Annotated in this window: 18 protein-coding genes; 12 read left to right on the forward strand and 6 right to left on the reverse strand. The window is 61.3% G+C overall.

Features of this window, described 5'->3' with window-relative positions; translation table 11 throughout:
- Positions 1 to 21: 21 nt before the first annotated feature.
- Entirely contained in the window at positions 22 to 267 is a 246-nt protein-coding gene (locus KVQ82_RS01930; protein ID WP_003229392.1) for a TIGR02647 family protein, read from the reverse strand.
- A 259-nt stretch (positions 268 to 526) separates the two neighbouring features.
- Entirely contained in the window at positions 527 to 811 is a 285-nt protein-coding gene (locus KVQ82_RS01935; protein ID WP_007964529.1) for a hypothetical protein, read from the reverse strand.
- Positions 812 to 934: 123 nt separating this feature from the next.
- Between KVQ82_RS01935 and KVQ82_RS01940 the strand changes: the two genes are divergently transcribed.
- On the forward strand, positions 935 to 1,594 hold the full coding sequence (locus KVQ82_RS01940; protein WP_222017771.1) for a glutathione S-transferase family protein: 660 nt from the start codon (positions 935 to 937) through the stop codon (positions 1,592 to 1,594).
- 120 nt (positions 1,595 to 1,714) lie between these two features.
- Here the strand turns inward: KVQ82_RS01940 and argH are convergent, their stop codons facing one another.
- Positions 1,715 to 3,109, reverse strand: coding sequence for an argininosuccinate lyase (gene argH / locus KVQ82_RS01945; protein ID WP_041072002.1), 1,395 nt, complete (start codon positions 3,107 to 3,109; stop codon positions 1,715 to 1,717).
- Between the two features lie 472 nt (positions 3,110 to 3,581).
- On the opposite strand from argH, the gene KVQ82_RS01950 reads away from it, so the two are divergent.
- The 7 genes from KVQ82_RS01950 (at position 3,582) to KVQ82_RS01980 (ending at position 9,980) form a co-directional block, all read left to right on the forward strand.
- Positions 3,582 to 4,328, forward strand: a complete 747-nt coding sequence (locus KVQ82_RS01950) for a LytTR family DNA-binding domain-containing protein (RefSeq protein ID WP_041072003.1) — start codon at positions 3,582 to 3,584, stop codon at positions 4,326 to 4,328.
- Positions 4,329 to 4,465: 137 nt separating this feature from the next.
- A complete protein-coding gene (hemC, locus tag KVQ82_RS01955; RefSeq protein WP_222017772.1) occupies positions 4,466 to 5,407 on the forward strand; it encodes a hydroxymethylbilane synthase in 942 nt (313 codons plus the stop codon).
- Positions 5,404 to 6,171, forward strand: a complete 768-nt coding sequence (locus KVQ82_RS01960; protein ID WP_222017773.1) for a uroporphyrinogen-III synthase — start codon at positions 5,404 to 5,406, stop codon at positions 6,169 to 6,171. Before hemC ends, KVQ82_RS01960 begins: the two co-directional genes overlap by 4 nt.
- A 16-nt stretch (positions 6,172 to 6,187) precedes the next feature.
- Positions 6,188 to 7,330: a uroporphyrinogen-III C-methyltransferase gene (locus tag KVQ82_RS01965; RefSeq protein ID WP_222017776.1), complete on the forward strand. Its 1,143-nt coding sequence runs from the start codon at positions 6,188 to 6,190 to the stop codon at positions 7,328 to 7,330.
- Positions 7,327 to 8,565, forward strand: coding sequence for a heme biosynthesis protein HemY (locus KVQ82_RS01970; RefSeq protein WP_041072010.1), 1,239 nt, complete (start codon positions 7,327 to 7,329; stop codon positions 8,563 to 8,565). The genes KVQ82_RS01965 and KVQ82_RS01970 overlap by 4 nt, the downstream gene beginning before the upstream one ends.
- 218 nt (positions 8,566 to 8,783) lie before the next feature.
- On the forward strand, positions 8,784 to 9,335 hold the full coding sequence (locus tag KVQ82_RS01975; protein WP_222017778.1) for a disulfide bond formation protein B: 552 nt from the start codon (positions 8,784 to 8,786) through the stop codon (positions 9,333 to 9,335).
- Between the two features lie 186 nt (positions 9,336 to 9,521).
- Complete coding sequence (locus tag KVQ82_RS01980) at positions 9,522 to 9,980, forward strand: Rsd/AlgQ family anti-sigma factor (RefSeq protein ID WP_041072012.1); 459 nt, start codon at positions 9,522 to 9,524, stop codon at positions 9,978 to 9,980.
- An 80-nt stretch (positions 9,981 to 10,060) separates the two neighbouring features.
- Here the strand turns inward: KVQ82_RS01980 and KVQ82_RS01985 are convergent, their stop codons facing one another.
- On the reverse strand, positions 10,061 to 10,726 hold the full coding sequence (locus tag KVQ82_RS01985) for an FKBP-type peptidyl-prolyl cis-trans isomerase (RefSeq protein WP_222017781.1): 666 nt from the start codon (positions 10,724 to 10,726) through the stop codon (positions 10,061 to 10,063).
- Positions 10,727 to 10,918: 192 nt separating this feature from the next.
- Here KVQ82_RS01985 and KVQ82_RS01990 point away from each other — a divergent pair, with 192 nt between their 5' ends.
- Positions 10,919 to 12,052: an AlgP family protein gene (locus KVQ82_RS01990; RefSeq protein ID WP_222017782.1), complete on the forward strand. Its 1,134-nt coding sequence runs from the start codon at positions 10,919 to 10,921 to the stop codon at positions 12,050 to 12,052.
- On the opposite strand, the gene KVQ82_RS01995 is transcribed toward KVQ82_RS01990, so the two are convergent.
- The gene (locus KVQ82_RS01995) at positions 12,049 to 12,513 is read right to left on the reverse strand and encodes a TIGR02444 family protein (protein ID WP_222017784.1); all 465 of its coding nucleotides are present in this window, start codon (positions 12,511 to 12,513) and stop codon (positions 12,049 to 12,051) included. The genes KVQ82_RS01990 and KVQ82_RS01995 overlap by 4 nt on opposite strands.
- A 50-nt stretch (positions 12,514 to 12,563) precedes the next feature.
- Here KVQ82_RS01995 and KVQ82_RS02000 point away from each other — a divergent pair, with 50 nt between their 5' ends.
- The 3 genes from KVQ82_RS02000 (at position 12,564) to rhtB (ending at position 15,841) form a co-directional block, all read left to right on the forward strand.
- Positions 12,564 to 14,474 (forward strand): ATP-binding cassette domain-containing protein, encoded by a 1,911-nt coding sequence (locus tag KVQ82_RS02000; protein ID WP_222017786.1) that lies wholly within the window; start codon positions 12,564 to 12,566, stop codon positions 14,472 to 14,474.
- The gene (locus KVQ82_RS02005) at positions 14,474 to 15,055 is read left to right on the forward strand and encodes a mechanosensitive ion channel family protein (protein ID WP_003229371.1); all 582 of its coding nucleotides are present in this window, start codon (positions 14,474 to 14,476) and stop codon (positions 15,053 to 15,055) included. The genes KVQ82_RS02000 and KVQ82_RS02005 overlap by 1 nt, the downstream gene beginning before the upstream one ends.
- A 153-nt stretch (positions 15,056 to 15,208) precedes the next feature.
- Positions 15,209 to 15,841, forward strand: a complete 633-nt coding sequence (rhtB, locus tag KVQ82_RS02010) for a homoserine/homoserine lactone efflux protein (RefSeq protein WP_041072021.1) — start codon at positions 15,209 to 15,211, stop codon at positions 15,839 to 15,841.
- Positions 15,842 to 16,057: 216 nt separating this feature from the next.
- Here the strand turns inward: rhtB and KVQ82_RS02015 are convergent, their stop codons facing one another.
- Positions 16,058 to 16,801 carry a penicillin-binding protein activator LpoB gene (locus KVQ82_RS02015; protein WP_121182580.1) on the reverse strand — a complete coding sequence of 248 codons (744 nt, stop codon included), beginning with the start codon at positions 16,799 to 16,801 and terminating at the stop codon, positions 16,058 to 16,060.
- Between the last annotated feature and the right edge of the window lie 2 nt (positions 16,802 to 16,803).

A 16,803-nucleotide genomic window follows, 5' to 3' on the forward strand; every position in this document is an offset into this window, starting at 1 on the left:
CCGTGGGCAAAAGAAGGGGAATCAGGCGGTTTCCTGCTCTCTCAGAATGGTCAGCACGGTTTGCACATTTTGCGCGGCATCGCGACCCAGGCTGGTCAGATACCCGCCATCGGGCTGGTCGGTGAGTTCTTTTTCGAAGAGGCGTTTGGCGGCGGCGATGTGTTTCGGGGCAGCGGTCTGATGAATTTTCAAACCTTCCTGGGAACTGTCCAGGTTGAAGAGTGCGAGGACTTCCAGTTCGGCAACCAACTCAGGGGTAAGCGACATAAGGACTCCAGACTTTCTAGGAATTGGACGACAGCGTCCCTAAGGTGAACCCGCTTTTGCGGCATGTCCAGTGCTCAGATCAGGGATTTTGTCTTGAGGCGGATTCCAGTGTAGTCGGGGCCGGAGAGATGGCTGGATGGATGGGTGACAAATTGTGTGGGAGCGAGCCTGCTCGCGAAAGCGGTGTGTCTATAGCGTTGTTTTTGCTGATACACGGCATTCGCGAGCAGGCTCGCTCCCACAAGGGGATGTGTTTTGCTTACTGCTTTTCCGGTGGCAGCTCTGGCAGCGCACGCAGTGCGGTTTCATACCACTCGGTATCGAACGCGCGGTCTTCGTCGAGCATCGCGTCAATCTCGTAGGCCAGCACGTGCGCCATCAGGTTAAGGATCTCTTCGCGCTCGACACCCACCAGGGTCAGCTTGTTGAAGGTCGCCTTGGCGGCTGGCGGGTTGTCGCTTTCGATCTGGTTCTCGATGGCTTCGATCAGCGTCGCCTCGGTGAACTCTTCTTCGTCGTTGTCGATGTCTGTCGGCTCGCTCATGGCAGGCTCCTCAAGGAAAGGCGCCAGTTTACCCGCATTCAGCGCCGTGATGCTGCTGGCAGGATCGTGACGGGCGATCTATAAACAGTGCCTGCCCACCCCGCACGGCCTGGAGGCTATGTGATGTTCAAGCTCTATGGATTCGCTGTCAGCAACTACTACAACATGGTCAAACTGGCGCTGCTGGAAAAAGGCCTGGCGTTCGAAGAAGTCACCTTCTACCCGACGCAGACCCCGGAGTCGCTGGCGATCAGCCCGCGCGGCAAAGTACCGGTACTCGGTGTCGATGCCGGATTTATTAACGAAACCGCGATCATCCTCGAATACCTTGAGCAGACCCAGAAAGGTACGCCGCTGTTACCGAGCGATCCATTCGAGCGAGCGCAGGTGTTGGCAATTGCCAAGGAAATCGAGCTGTACATCGAGCTGCCGGGGCGCGCCTGTTATGGCGAGGCGTTCTTCGGCGCGACGGTGCCGGACGCGATCAAGGAGAAAACCAAAGCCGAGCTGTTGCTGGGTTTTGCGGCACTGGGCCGACACGGCAAGTTCGCGCCGTACGTGGCGGGCGACAGCCTGAGCATTGCGGATCTGTACTTTCTGTACAGCGTGCCGCTGGCCTGTGCGGTCGGGCAGAAATTGTTCGGGATCGATTGGCTGGCGCAGATGCCGAAAGCCAAGGCGCTGCTGGAGCAGCTTGAGCAGAATCCGCATGTGCAGAAGATTGCTGCGGACAAAGAGGCGGCGATGCCGGCGTTTTTGGCGATGATCGCTGCCAAAAAGTGAGTATTGTGGCGTTTGTAAATAGGTAATCGCTGGCAAGCCAGCTCCCACAGGTCTTTGGGTCGAACGCAAAATTGTGTTCCAACAAAGAACCCTGTGGGAGCTGGCTTGCCAGCGATGCTTTTAGCGACTGGCGATCAGGGCCTGACCGCGAACCACCGCTGCCTTGACCTGTGCCGGCGCAGTCCCGCCGATATGGTCACGGGCATTCACCGAGCCTTCCAGCGTCAGTACGGCAAACACGTCCTGCTCGATCTGGTCGCTGAACTGGCGCAATTCTTCCAGGCTCATCTCGGCCAGATCCTTGCCGGTATCCACGCCGTATTTCACCGCGTGACCGACGATTTCGTGGCAATCACGGAACGGCAGGCCACGGCGTACCAGGTAGTCCGCCAGGTCGGTGGCGGTGGAGAAACCGCGCAGGGCCGCTTCACGCATGATCGCGTGTTTCGGCTTGATCGCCGGGATCATGTCGGCAAAGGCGCGCAACGAATCGCGCAGGGTGTCGGCGGCGTCGAACAGCGGTTCCTTGTCTTCCTGATTGTCCTTGTTGTAGGCCAATGGCTGGCCTTTCATCAGGGTCAGCAGGCCCATCAGCGCGCCGAATACACGGCCGGTCTTGCCGCGTACCAACTCCGGCACGTCCGGGTTTTTCTTTTGCGGCATGATCGAGCTGCCGGTGCAGAAACGATCCGGCAGATCAATGAACTGAAATTGCGCGCTGGTCCAGAGCACCAGCTCTTCTGAGAAGCGCGACAGGTGCATCATCGCAATGCTCGCGGCGGAGCAGAATTCGATGGCGAAGTCGCGATCGGAAACGTTGTCCAGCGAGTTGCCGCCGACGGCGTCGAAGCCCAGCAGTTGCGCGGTGTATTCGCGGTCGATCGGGTAGGTGGTGCCGGCCAGCGCAGCGCTGCCCAGCGGCATGCGGTTGGTGCGCTTGCGGCAGTCGACCAGACGCTCGTAGTCGCGGCTGAGCATTTCGAACCACGCCAGCATGTGGTGGCCGAAGGTCACCGGTTGTGCGGTCTGCAGGTGAGTGAAGCCGGGCATGATGCTCGCCGCTTCACGGTCGGCCTGCTCCAGCAGGCCTTTTTGCAGGCGAGTGATTTCGGCCAGGATCAGGTCGATTTCGTCTCGCAGCCACAGACGGATGTCGGTGGCGACCTGGTCGTTACGGCTGCGCCCGGTGTGCAGTTTCTTGCCGGTGATGCCGATGCGGTCAGTCAGGCGCGCTTCGATGTTCATGTGCACGTCTTCGAGGTCGACGCGCCAGTCGAACTGGCCGGCCTCGATTTCGCCCTGGATGGTCTGCAGGCCATCGATGATGCTGTCGCGCTCGGCATCCGTCAGCACGCCGACCTTGGCCAGCATGGTGGCGTGGGCGATCGAGCCCATGATGTCGTGGCGATACAGGCGCTGGTCGAAAGTGACGGAGGCGGTGAAGCGGGCGACGAAGGCGTCGACGGGTTCACTGAAGCGGCCGCCCCAGGACTGATTGGTCTTGTCAGTGCTCATGAATTCGCTCGTATCGGCTTGGAGAAAGAAGGCGTGAAACGCTGGCGCGGATAATAACAGGGTTGCCAATCCTGTCGCTGACACCGGTCGATACGTTTTTTTCTCATCTGCTCGTTCATAGTCGGCGCTGTCTGCAGGGAATTTGCGCAAGGATATTTTTCGATTGAGCAATATCGGCCCGGCAAGCGTCTACAGTTGGACATAAGGGTCGGCGCGACTGCAGATCGCGCTAAGGTCTGGACGCCGACTATAAGAAGAGGGGGTGGGTGGATTTGTCCTTTGGCATACCCCGTGAAAAACGCAGAAAACAGCGGGCTTTGAGCAGTACGACCCGGACACTGGCAAATATTGCTGGCCGACGTACGGCACTTTTTGGCGCTCGGGCTAGTCTTAGCGTGGATCGCGGTGACGGACGTCACTTCACCTGTCTACGCTATCCTTGTGCGAGACTCACGCAGGAATCCAGCGCAATATGAATGTCCTGATCGTTGATGACGAACCACTGGCTCGCGAGCGCCTCAGCCGAATGGTGAGCGAGCTCGAGGGTTATACAGTTCTGGAGCCCAGCGCCACGAATGGCGAAGAGGCGTTGGCGCTGATCGACAGCCACAAGCCGGATATCGTGCTGCTCGATATCCGCATGCCGGGCCTCGATGGCCTGCAAGTGGCTGCCCGTCTGTGCGAGCGTGAAACGCCGCCGGCCGTGGTGTTTTGCACCAGCCCCGATGAATTTGCCGTGGAAGCCCTGCAGGCCAGCGCCGTGGGCTATGTGGTGAAACCCGTGCGAACCGAACATCTGCATGACGCCCTGAAGCGGGCTGAACGTCCCAACCGGGCGCAACTTTCGGCCCTGACCCGGCCTGCCGCCGAAAGCGGCAACGGCCCGCGCAGTCATATCAGCGCCCGAACCCGAAAAGGCATCGAACTGATCCCGCTGGATCAGGTGGTCTATTTCATTGCTGATCACAAGTACGTGACCCTGCGCCATGAAAGTGGCGAGGTGCTGCTGGACGAGCCGCTCAAGGCCCTCGAAGACGAATTCGGCGAGCGTTTCGTGCGCATCCACCGTAACGCGCTGGTCGCCCGCGACCGTATCGAGCGTCTGCAACGCACGCCGCTGGGGCATTTCCAGCTATTTCTCAAAGGCCTCAATGGTGATGCGCTGATCGTCAGCCGGCGGCATGTGGCCGGTGTGCGCAAGATGATGCAGGGCCTCTGACCCGGCCTTCGCGCGCGGTTGCACGTTCTTCTGCCGGGCATTGCAGGCCAGGGAGGCCACGCCGTTTCTGATTCAAGTCAAAGTGGATTTGGCTGAGCTGTTATTATCCGCCGTATCTATTCAGTACGGATTGATCCATGTCCTCTCGCGAAATCCGCATCGCCACCCGTAAAAGTGCGCTGGCCCTCTGGCAGGCCGAATACGTCAAAGCCCGTCTGGAGGAGGCCCATCCGGGTCTGCTGGTGACGCTGGTGCCCATGGTCAGTCGCGGCGACAAGCTGCTCGACTCACCGCTGTCGAAAATCGGCGGCAAGGGCCTGTTCGTCAAGGAACTGGAAACCGCGCTGCTGGAAAACGAAGCCGACATCGCCGTGCACTCGATGAAAGACGTGCCGATGGACTTCCCCGAAGGCCTGGGCCTGTTCTGCATCTGCGAACGTGAAGATCCGCGTGATGCTTTCGTTTCCAATACCTATCAAAGCCTGGACGCGCTGCCTGCCGGCGCCATCGTCGGCACTTCCAGCCTGCGTCGTCAGGCACAACTGCTGACCCGTCGCCCGGATCTGGAAATCCGCTTCCTGCGCGGCAACGTCAACACCCGTCTGGCCAAGCTCGATGCCGGTGAGTACGACGCGATCATTCTTGCGGCAGCCGGCCTGATTCGTCTCGGTTTCGAAGACCGCATCACCTCGGCGATCAGTGTCGACGATAGTCTGCCGGCCGGTGGCCAAGGCGCGGTCGGCATCGAATGTCGTAGCGCCGATACGCAAATCCACGCCTTGCTCGCGCCTTTGCACCATGCCGACACCGCTTCGCGCGTGACCGCTGAACGCGCTCTGAACAAACATCTGAATGGCGGTTGCCAAGTGCCGATCGCCTGCTACGCCGTGCTTGAAGGTGAGCAATTGTGGCTGCGTGGTCTGGTGGGCGAGCCGAGCGGCGGCAAGCTGCTCAGCGCCGAGGCTCGTGCGTCGCGCGCCGATGCCGAAGCACTGGGTGTGAAGGTCGCTGAAGACCTGCTCAGTCAGGGGGCCGACGACATTCTCAAAGCGGTGTATGGCGAGGCAGGTCACGAGTGACTGCCTGGCGCCTGCTGCTGACGCGTCCTGCGGATGACTGTGCGGCGCTGGCCGGGGTGTTGGCCACAGAAGGTTTTTTCAGCAGTTGCCTGCCGCTTCTGGACATCGTGCCGCTGCCGGTCTCTGACAAGATACGTCGGGCACTGGCGCAACTGTCGGGTTGCAGCGCGGTCATTGTTGTCAGCAAACCGGCGGCGCGGATTGCACTTGATCTGCTGGACGCTCATGGGCCTGAGTCGTTGTCGATGCCGTGGTTCAGCGTCGGCGCGGCGACCGCGCAGATTCTTCGCGATCACGGTCTCGACGTACACTTTCCCGCCGACGGCGATGACAGTGAAGCCCTGCTGCAATTGCCGCGTCTGCGCGAAGCGGTCAGCGGGTCCGACGCGCAGGTGCTGATCCTGCGCGGGGAGGGAGGTCGCGAGCTGCTCGCCGAGCGCCTGCGTGCGCTAGGTGCTAGTGTCGAGTATCTGGAGTTGTACAGGCGTGACCTGCCAGCCTATGCCCCGGATGAACTGCCACGACGGATCGAAGCGGAACGCTTGAACGGGCTGGTGGTCAGCAGTGGACAGGGTTTCGAGCACCTGTGCCAGCTGGCCGGCGCTGCCTGGCCGGCGATTGCGCAGTTGCCGTTGTTTGTGCCAAGCCCAAGGGTCGCCGAGCTGGCACGTGCCGCCGGGGCCCAAACAGTTGTGGATTGCCGTGGCGCGAGTGCTGCGGCTTTGCTGACGGCGTTACGGGAGCATCCCGTGCCCGTTCTCTAATGCAAAGGATGGATACGTGAGCGAAACAGCCTTGCCTAAAGATGATGTCCAGCCTGTGATCGATGCCCAGGTTGAAACGCCACTGCCGGCCCAAGCGCCGCGCCGAGGCAACGGCCTGGCCATCGTCGCCCTGTTGCTCGGCGCTGCCGGCGTGGCGATTGGTGGCTGGGGTGTCTGGCAGGTGCGTCACCTGCAGACCAACACTGCGCAACAGTCTGGCCAGGTGCAGGCGTTGAACGATCAGGCGCAGAGCCTCAAGCTCAACGAACAGCGTCTGACCGAGCGTCTCGCGCAACTGCCCGGTGCCGATGAGCTCGCCGAGCGCCAGCGTCTGGTGACGCAACTGCAGGGTGATCAGCAACGCCTCAATCAGCGCCTGGAAACCGTCCTTGGTGCCAGCCGCAAGGACTGGCGTCTGGCCGAGGCCGAGCATCTGCTGCGGCTGGCCAGCCTGCGCCTTTCGGCCTTGCAGGACATCAGCAGCGCTCAGGCGCTGGTGCAGGGCGCTGACGAAATTCTTCGTGAGCAGAATGATCCGGGATCGTTCGCCGCCCGCGAGCAAGTGGCGAAAACCCTCGTCGCGCTGCGCAGCACCGAACAGCCGGATCGCACCGGCCTGTTCCTGCGCATTGGCGCCTTGCGTGACCAGGTTATCGAACTGACCGAGCTGGCCCCGGAGTACAAGGATCGTGGCGAGTCACTGCTGGGCCTGACCGCTGATGGCGATGGCGCCAGTCGCTGGGCGCAGTGGTGGGATCAGGTGTCGCGCTACATCCGCATCGATTTCAATGCCGACAAGAACGTGAAGCCACTGCTGGCCGGGCAAAGCCTGAGCCAGGTGCGTCTGGCCCTGAGCCTGGCGCTGGAGCAGGCGCAATGGGCGGCGCTCAATGGCCAGGCGCCCGTCTACACCCAGGCGCTGACCGAAGCGCGGGACGTGCTCAAGGGCAATTTCAACCCGGACAATCCGCAGAGCAAAACCATGCTCGAACAGGTTGCCGAGCTGAGCCAGCAACCGGTCACCGTCAAGACGCCGGACCTGACCGGCACATTGAGCGCGGTGCAGGCTTACCTGGAGCGGCGTAACGTCAACGCTGAAGAGTCGGTCAAACCGTTCGCCAAACCTGCCGCCAGCACCGCGCAGGAGACCACGCCATGAAACGCCTGTATGTGATCGTGTTTCTGGTGATTGCGGCGACAGCGGCACTGGGCCTGGCGATTGCCGAGCACTCCGGTTACGTGCTGATCGCCTACAAGAGCTTCCGTTATGAATCCAGTCTGTGGGCGACGCTGGCACTGATTGCGGTGTTGTGGCTGCTGATCTGGGGCATCAAGGCCCTGGTCGAGCTGGTCATGGCCTCCAGTGGTGTGGTCAATCCGTGGTCGCGACGTAATCGCAGCCGGCGGGTGCAGGTGGCCATCGAACACGGGCAACTGGATCTGGCCGAAGGTCGCTGGGCCAGCGCGCAACGTCACCTGTCTCGCGCCGCCGAGGCCGAGCGCCAGCCGCTGTTGTATTACCTCGGCGCGGCACGCGCGGCCAACGAGCAAGGCAAGTACGAGGAGTGCGATCAGTTGCTTGAGCGTGCGCTGGAGCGCCAGCCGCAGGCCGAACTGGCGATTGCCTTGAGTCATGCGCAATTGCAGACCGATCGCGGTGATACCGACGGCGCCCTGGTGACCCTGCAAGCGATGCACGAGCGGCATCCGCATAACGTGCAGACTTTGCGGCAGTTGCAGCGTCTGCATCAGCAGCGCGGCGACTGGTCGGCGGTGATTCGCCTGTTGCCGGAACTGCGCAAGGACAAGGCTCTGCCGCCAGCCGAACTGGCTGAACTGGAACGGCGAGCCTGGGGGAACAACCTGTCGCTGGCGGCGCATCGTGACGAGGACGGCAAAGTTGGTCTGCAATCACTCACCCGTGCCTGGGAGCAATTGACGTCCGCGCAGCGTCAGGAACCGGCGCTGGTGCTGGCCTACGCCGAGCAACTGCGTCAGCTGGGCGCACAGGTTGAAGCGGAAGAAGTCCTGCGCAGCGCCCTCAAGCGCAAGTACGACAGCCATCTTGCTCGGCTGTATGGCCTGGTGCGCGGCAGTGATCCGGCGCGTCAGTTGCAGACCGCCGAAGGCTGGCTCAAAGAGCATCCGGCGGATCCGAGCCTGTTGCTGACCCTCGGTCGTCTCTGTCTGCAAACCAGTTTGTGGGGCAAGGCACGGGATTATCTGGAAAGCAGTCTGCGGCTGCAGCGCAATCCGGAAGCCTGTGCAGAGCTGGCGCGTCTGCTTGCGCAACTGGGTGACACCGAGCGCAGTAACCAACTGTTCCAGGAAGGTCTCGGATTGCTGGACGAGCGCCTGCTGGCCGCGCCGTTGCCAGTGCCGGTTCACGCCTGATTTCGCGAGGGAGCATGCTCCCTCGTGAACGTTCAGTGAGCGAATAATTACCACCGGCGGGCGTCTTGGGCGAAGTCCTACAGGGGACTACGCCTATTCCTCTCGCGTCTGTCGGGTTTTCCCTACACTTCTGGTGAACTGTCGCCAGAGCTCCGCCTTGAAAGGCTGACAAGCTTTCCTCTACCGTAACTGCCTGTCTCTATTGCTACGGAAAAGCCATGTCGTTGGCCTGTTCACGCTCCTTGTTATTCACGGCTTTCACTGCAGGGGCTATGGCCCTGGGAGCTTCCTATTATCTCGAGTATGCGGTCGGGCTGACGCCCTGCAGCCTGTGCCTGGCGCAACGGTTCTTCATGGCGGTGCTGACGTTATGTTGCGGGGTGGCGGCAGTCCATGGCCCACGGCGTGTCGGCCTGTCGCTGTACTGGGGCGCCGCGCTTGGCCTGAGCCTGGGCGGGACGACGGCGGCCTGGCGACAGGTGTTGCTGCAGAGTGACCCGCTGATGCAGATGACCCGCTGCGCGCCTGATTCCGAAGCGTTGTTCAGCAACCTGCCATGGTTGTGTGCCACGGTGCGGATGCTCAGAGGCGGTGGAGATTGCGCAGAAATTTCCTGGACACTGTTCGATTTGAGTATCCCCGAGTGGAGTCTGCTGTTCTTTGTGGCAATGTTCATCCTGTCTGTGTACCAATTGCTGCGGCTGGTCTGGAGCGCTCTGCAGCGCTCCCCCAGCGGCGAAGCGTCGCACCGCACGCTGGTCAGGGATTAAACACTTGTATGAACTTTATCTCCTGCGTACCTTGAAGCCACAGGCGTGCGGGCATAATCTGGCCCGCACGTGTCATTGGATTTATGTTGCTCGATGACGCTCTGCCCGGTCCGCCTCCAAGCGATAACAGCCAGAAGAGGGGCGCGGGTGTAGAGCAGCATGACCCACAAGGGAAGAGAGATCGCCATGCTCGAAAGTTGTCAGAATGCTCAGGAACGCTGGGGTGGAGTTCATCTGCTGATCGACCGCTGGTTGCAAGAGCGTGAAGATCTGATCGGTGCCTACGACAAGTTGGGCGACAAGCCACAGGCTCTGTCCGAGAACCGTAAACCCTTGCTGGAATTCTGCGGTGTGCTGGTCGATTACGTCTCGGCCGGGCACTTCGAGATCTACGAACAACTGACCGGTGAAGCCAAGGCGTTCAACGACAAGCGCGGCCTCGAACTTGCCGAAACCCTTTACCCGCGTATCGACGTCATCACCGAAAAACTCCTCGCGTTCAACGACCTTTGCGATGCAGGCAAATGTGTCGCCGAGAAGTTCAAGGAACTGGGTGGCCTGCTGCACGAGCGCTTCGAGCTGGAAGACTGTCTGATTGAAGTGCTGCACACGGCACACAAGCAGGAAGATCCGGTTCAGGCCTGACAGGTTTCTCGCAGACATGAAAAAAAACGCGGTGCGCCGAAAGCGCATCGCGTTTTTTTATGCCCGTGAATCGGCGTGAATCAGCTCGTTGCGCCGCGCAACTCGACTTCAAACACCAGTGGTGTAAATGGCGCGATCAGATCGCCCGCACCGTCGGCGCCATAGGCCTGGTCCGACGGAATCACCAGTCGCCACTTGGCACCTACCGGCATGTTCTGCAGTGCGGTACGCCAGCCGGCAATCACACTGTCGAGGCTGAACCATTGCGGTTGAGTGTTCTGGTCGAACACCGTGCCATCCGGCAATCGACCGACGTACAGCACCTGCACTTTCCCATCGGGGCCGGCCTTGGCACCGGTGCCCGGGGTCAGCTCGGTCAGCAGGATGCCGTCGGCCAGTTCCTTCACGCCTGGCTTGGCTTTTTCGGCGGTGAGAAAACGTTGTTCGTTTTCCATCGCAGCATCGCTTGAAGGCAGCGTGGAGTGTTCGGCGTTTTGCGACTCGTGATCGGCGAGGATCTGCTCGATCCGTGCTTCGCTCAGTGCCAATGGCTTGCCTTGATAGGCCTGCTGCAATCCGTCGACCAATGCCTGAATCTGCAATTGCGGGACCTCTTGGCGCAAGCGCTCACCGAGGCTGGCGCCGAGGCTGTAGGCCAGATCGTGAGCATCGTTCGCGGTGGTTTTTTCGTCGGCGTGGGCGGCGGAAAAAATCATCCAGAGGGATAAAACAAGGTAGCGCGACATGGGCACACTCCGTCCTGAGATGCGGGCGATTATGCCAGCGCGAACGTCTGCAACGGTGAACTGCTTTTGTCTTTGTGCAGAACATTTTCGCTTCGTTGCAACGCAACGGTTTCGTTACTGTCAAGATGACCTAGCGGCGGTAACTGCAGAGGTCTAGTATGAGCCGCACTCACGTCAGCCAGGAGGTAAACCATGTCGGCCACCAAGAAGCCTGTAAACACTCCGTTGCACTTACTCCAACAACTCTCGGGCAGCCTGCTCGAGCATTTGGAAAACGCTTGCTCCCAAGCCTTGGCTGATGCTGAAAAACTGCTCGCCAAACTGGAAAAGCAACGCGGCAAGGCGCAAGAAAAGCTGCACAAATCCCGCACCAAATTGCAGGACGCAGCCGCTGCCGGTAAAGCCAAGGCGCAGAACAAGGCCAAGGCTGCCGTCAAAGAACTCGAAGATCTGCTCGATGCGCTGAAGAATCGCCAGTCCGACACTCGCAGCTACATTCTGCAACTCAAGCGCGACGCCCAGGAAAGCCTGAAACTGGCCCAGGGTGTCGGTCGTGTGCAAGAAGCCGCCGGCAAGGCGTTGACCTCTCGCGCAGCAAAACCTGCAGCAGTGCCTGCGAAGAAAGCGGCCGCGAAACCTGCGGCGGCAAAAGCGCCGGCGAAAACTGCTGCAGCCAAACCAGCGGCAAAACCAGCGGCCAAGGCACCGGCTAAAACCGCCGCCAAACCTGCTGCCAAAACCGCAGTGAAAAAACCGGCTGCGGCGAGCGCTGCGAAACCGGCTGCTCGTACTGCCGCTGCCAAACCTGCAGCGACAAAACCGGCTGCCAAGCCAGCGGCAAAACCTGCTGCGCGCAAAGCCGCTCCGGTAAAAACCGCTGCTGCTAAACCAGCTGCCAAAGTCGCGGTAAAACCGGCTGCCAAACCTGTCGCGAAAACCGCCGCTGCGAAACCGGCAGCAAAAACTGCGGCCAAACCGGTCGCGGCAAAACCTGCTGCCAAACCAGCGGCCAAGCCTGCTGCTAAAACCGCGGCCAAACCAGCTACCAAACCTGCAGCAGCAAAACCTGCGACCGCTGCGGCCAAGCCTGCTGCCAAACCAGTAGCCGCTAAACCCGCCGCCAAGCCGGTTGCAAAACCCGCCGCGAAAAAACCGGCGGCTGCCAAACCCGCTGCCGCCAAACCGGCGACTGCACCGGCTGCCAAGCCAGCTGCTCCGGCGCCGGCCGCTGCACCTGCTCCAGCCGCTTCTACCTCGACCACCACGACGGCGCCAACGCCAGCCGCTGCGTCGAGCGTCAGCAGCAACCCGACCAGCGCTTCCTAAGTGCCGGTTGCCGCGACGCGCAGCACTTGCAGCGCGTCGCGGTTCGGGCTGGTGGTCGATCCCGCCAGACTCTCCAGCCATTGCCCGGACGCTGATACTTCATCACGCGGCCAGTCCTGCGCAGCCTGTTCCAGTTGCCACAGCAGATGCCGTTCGGCTTCCAGCTCCAGCGCTTTCATTTGTTCTCGCAACCCTTTGAGTACCGAATCTTCCTCGGCCAGGGTTTTCCATTGAGTGCGCAACGCACGCAGTGGCTGCACCACCTCCGCATCCCAAGGCCCCACCAGCGTTTTCAACTGCTCCAGGCGTTGTTCGTCGCAGGCCACGCCACGTTGTTCCAACCACAGACCGCACAGCAGCAGGCAGACGTTGGCCCCCGCCGCTTGCAGTTGCAGGCAGGCAGGTTCCACGCCCGGTCGGGCGTAGGTGGCAAGGGAAAAGCTCCACAGGTCAGAGGACATCGTGCTACTCGCGCCAGTTGTGAGCGAAGCTGGTAGACTCCGCCGCCATTATGATCCGACTTCAGAACCTGACTTTACAGCGTGGCCCGCAACGTCTGCTAGAAGACGCCGAGCTGACCCTGCACGCCGGCCATAAAGCCGGCCTCATCGGTGCCAACGGCGCCGGCAAATCCAGCCTGTTTGCCTTGCTGCGCGGCGAGTTGCACCCGGACTCGGGCGATTGCCTGCTTCCGGCCGACTGGCGAATCGCGCACATGCGCCAGGAGGTCGACACCCTCGAGCGCCTGGCGGTCGACTATGTGCTCGATGGCGACCTGCGTCTACGTGAGGTACAGCGTGACCTCGCCGTGGCCGAAGCGGCCCACGATGGCACGGCGCTGGCTCGCCTGCACGCCGAACTCGACAGCGCCGACGGCTATACCGCCGACGCGCGGGCGCGCAAGTTGCTCGCCGGTCTGGGTTTCACCAACGAGCAGATGGATCGTCAGGTAGGCGATTTCTCCGGTGGCTGGCGGATGCGTCTGAACCTGGCGCAGGCTTTGATGTGTCCGTCGGATTTGCTGCTGCTCGACGAACCGACCAACCACTTGGATCTCGACGCGATCATCTGGCTCGAAGAGTGGCTGAAAAGTTACCCGGGGACCTTGCTGCTGATTTCCCACGACCGCGACTTCCTCGATGAAGTGGTCGATCACGTGGCCCATGTCGATCAGCGCAAACTGACCCTGTACCGGGGCGGCTATACCGCGTTCGAGCGTGCCCGTGCCGAGCGTCTGGCCCAGCAGCAACAGGCCTACGAGAAGCAGCAGGCGCAACGTGCGCACATGGAAAGCTACATCGCCCGCTTCAAGGCCCAGGCCACCAAGGCCCGTCAGGCGCAGAGCCGGATCAAGGCGCTGGAACGCATGGAAGAGCTGTCGGCAGCCCACGTCGATTCGCCGTTCGACTTCGTCTTTCGTGAATCGACCAAGATCTCCAGCCCGCTGATCGACCTGTCCGATGCGCGTCTGGGTTACGGCGACAAAACCATCCTGGAGAAGGTCAAGCTGCAACTGACCCCGGGTGCGCGGATCGGTCTGCTCGGGCCGAACGGTGCCGGCAAGTCGACCCTGATCAAGAACCTCGCCGGCGAGCTCGAACCGCTGGCCGGGCGTCTGACACGCGGCGAGAACACCGTGGTCGGCTACTTCGCTCAGCATCAACTCGACTCGCTGGATGCCAAGGCCAGCCCGTTGCTGCACCTGCAGCGTCTGGCGCCGACTGAACGCGAGCAGACCCTGCGCGACTTCCTTGGCGGTTTCGACTTCCGTGGCGCGCGGATCGACGAGCCGGTACTGAATTTCTCCGGTGGCGAAAAAGCGCGTCTGGCCCTGGCGTTGATCGCCTGGGAGCGGCCGAACCTGTTGCTGCTCGACGAACCGACCAACCACCTCGACCTGGAAATGCGCCTGGCGCTGACCATGGCGCTGCAGGAATTCAGCGGCGCGGTACTGGTGGTGTCTCACGATCGGCACTTGCTCAAGAGCACCACCGACAACTTCTACCTGGTCGCAGACGGCAAGGTCGAAGAGTTCGATGGCGACCTTGAAGATTACGCGCGCTGGCTGGTGGAATACCGCCAGCGCAACGCGCCGGTCAGCAACACGCCGGTTAACCCGGACAAAACCGACAAGAAGGCCCAGCGCCAGGCCGCCGCTGCATTGCGTCAGCAACTCGCGCCGCACAAGCGCGAAGCCGACAAGCTCGAAGCCGAGCTCGGCAAGCTGCACGAGAAACTCGCCAAGGTGGATGCCAGCCTCGGCGACAGCGATATCTACGAGCCGGCGCGCAAGAACGAGTTGCGTGATCTGCTGGCCGAGCAGGCCAGGCTGAAAGTGCGCGAAGCCGAGCTGGAAGAAGCCTGGATGGAGGCGCTCGAGACGCTGGAAAGCATGCAGGCGGAGCTGGAGGCGCTGTCCTGATGGACGCGTTCAAGTGGCCATTGCCGGCGGTGTGGGTCGAGCCGATCTGGCTCGGCGTGCAGATTCTGCTGATCCTGCTGGCCGGCTATCTGGCCCAGCGCTTCGTTGCCAAAGGCCTGACCCGTCTGGGTGAGCGCTACCCGTTTCCGCCGCAGTTGCTGATGCCGCTGCGTGGCGGTCTGCGCTGGCTGATCATGGGCAGTGCGCTGATCTTTGTGCTGGAGCGCCTCGGGGTGTCGGCCACGGTGTTGTGGACGGCGCTGTCGGGTTTCGTCGCGGTGGCGGCGGTGGCGTTCTTCGCGATGTGGAGTGTGCTGTCGAACCTGCTCTGCGCGATCCTGATCTTCACCGTCGGCCCGTTCCGCCTCGGCGATGTGGTGGAGCTGGTCGACACCACTGACAAACCCGGGGTCAAAGGCCGGGTGGTGGCGATCAATCTGCTTTACACCACGTTGATCGAGGCAGAGGAACTGGGCACTGGCAGCGCCATGGTACAAGTGCCGAACAGCCTGTTCTTCCAGCGCTCGGTGCGGCGTTGGCGCGGCAGCGATGTGTTTCCGTCCAGCGGGTTCGAGAAGTAGTTTTTCCAGACAAGATCAAAAGATCGCAGCCTGCGGCAGCTCCTGCAGGGATCGTATTTCAATGTAGGCGCTGCCGCAGGCTGCGATCTTTTGCTTTTAGGCCCAAACCGCATTAGCTTTGACGTCTGTCACGATTCAGAGTCGAGGTGTGCGATGGAGCTTCAAACATGGCTGGCATTCTTTGCCGCCTGCTGGGTGATCAGTCTGTCCCCGGGTGCTGGCGCCATTGCGTCGATGTCCAGCGGCCTGCAATACGGTTTCTGGCGTGGTTACTGGAACGCATTGGGCCTGCAAGTCGGCCTGGCGGTACAGATTGCGATTGTCGGTGCTGGGGTCGGCGCGATCCTCACTGCTTCGGCCACCGCGTTCTATGCGATCAAATGGTTCGGTGTGGCCTATCTGGTCTATCTGGCGGTCAAGCAATGGCGTGCGCTGCCCATGGACATGAGCGATGACGCAGCAGTCCGGCCGATCGGCAAACCGCTGGCGCTGGTGTTTCGCGGCTTCCTGGTCAACATCAGTAACCCCAAGGCGCTGGTGTTCATGCTGGCGGTGCTGCCGCAGTTCATCAATCCCCACGCACCGCTGCTGATGCAGTACCTGGTGATCGGCGTGACCATGATCTGCGTGGATCTGGTTGTCATGGCTGGCTACACGGGTTTGGCGTCCAAGGTGCTACGCCTGTTGCGCACGCCGAAGCAGCAGAAACGCATGAACCGCACGTTTGCCGGGCTGTTCATTGGTGCGGCGGCGTTTATGGCGACGTTGCGTAAAGCGGCGGTCTAAAAGCCCCGGCCAGAAAAAAGGCGACCTATCGAGGTCGCCTTTTTCGTTTCTGACGATACATCTGGGTTACATCCAACTGTGGTGAGGGCGCTTTGTGTTGAGGGGATTTATCCCCGATGGGCTGCGTAGCAGCCCCTTCTTTCAAGATCAAGAGGGGCTCGCTTCGCGAGCCATCGGGGATGAATCCCCTCACTACAGAGTTGTTCACTCAGCTGGTCAGTGCAAAATTACCGGCGCAGTATCACGCGGCAGATTGTTGCGCTGCTGTGCCTCGCGCGGCTGCTCGTAACCGCCGCCACCGAGCTGCATGCTCAGTTGCCCGGCGACGTCTTCGCCCAGAGCTTTCGACACTTCACGCACCACCCGCGGGCGGTTCAGCGAGATCTTGATGTCGCGGCCGTTCACCAGTTTGGTGTCCTGCGCTTCGCCCATCGCCGTGAAGGCCGAGGTGATCTCGTAGGTCTTGGTATTGATCAGGCTGAAATCCGCCACCAGCGTCAGGCCCAGCACCGCCGAATAGCTGTCGGTGTGCGCCAGCTCGTTCATGTCCTGGGTGAAGTCGATGTCGGATACGGTGCCGAACAGCACGTAGTCGGCGCCTTTGAAGCTGCCGGCCTTGATCCGCTTGATCACGTCATAGACGTCACCCTTGGACGACGCGGTGTACGGCGTGCCCTGCACCAGCTGGAACATCCCGGTGCGCAGGATCTCGCCCTTGATGTCGCCGGTGAATTTACGCAGTTCACCCTGTTCGATGTAGCTGGTGGTCGCTTCCAGCTCGTTGTAGTTCGACGAACCACTGGAGCTGTAGTAACCCTCGCGGTAATTGCTCTGCGCCGAAACGATGTGGATGTACTGCTCCACACGTTCCTGATACGCCAGATCCGTTACCGCGACTTTCGGGGCCGCTTGCACGCTGAACGCGCAAGCCAGGGCCATCATGCCAATCCATGCGCGCATCA

The organism is Pseudomonas sp. AO-1 (assembly GCF_019775695.1).
In the GTDB taxonomy this organism is placed as follows: Bacteria; Pseudomonadota; Gammaproteobacteria; order Pseudomonadales; family Pseudomonadaceae; genus Aquipseudomonas; species Aquipseudomonas parakoreensis.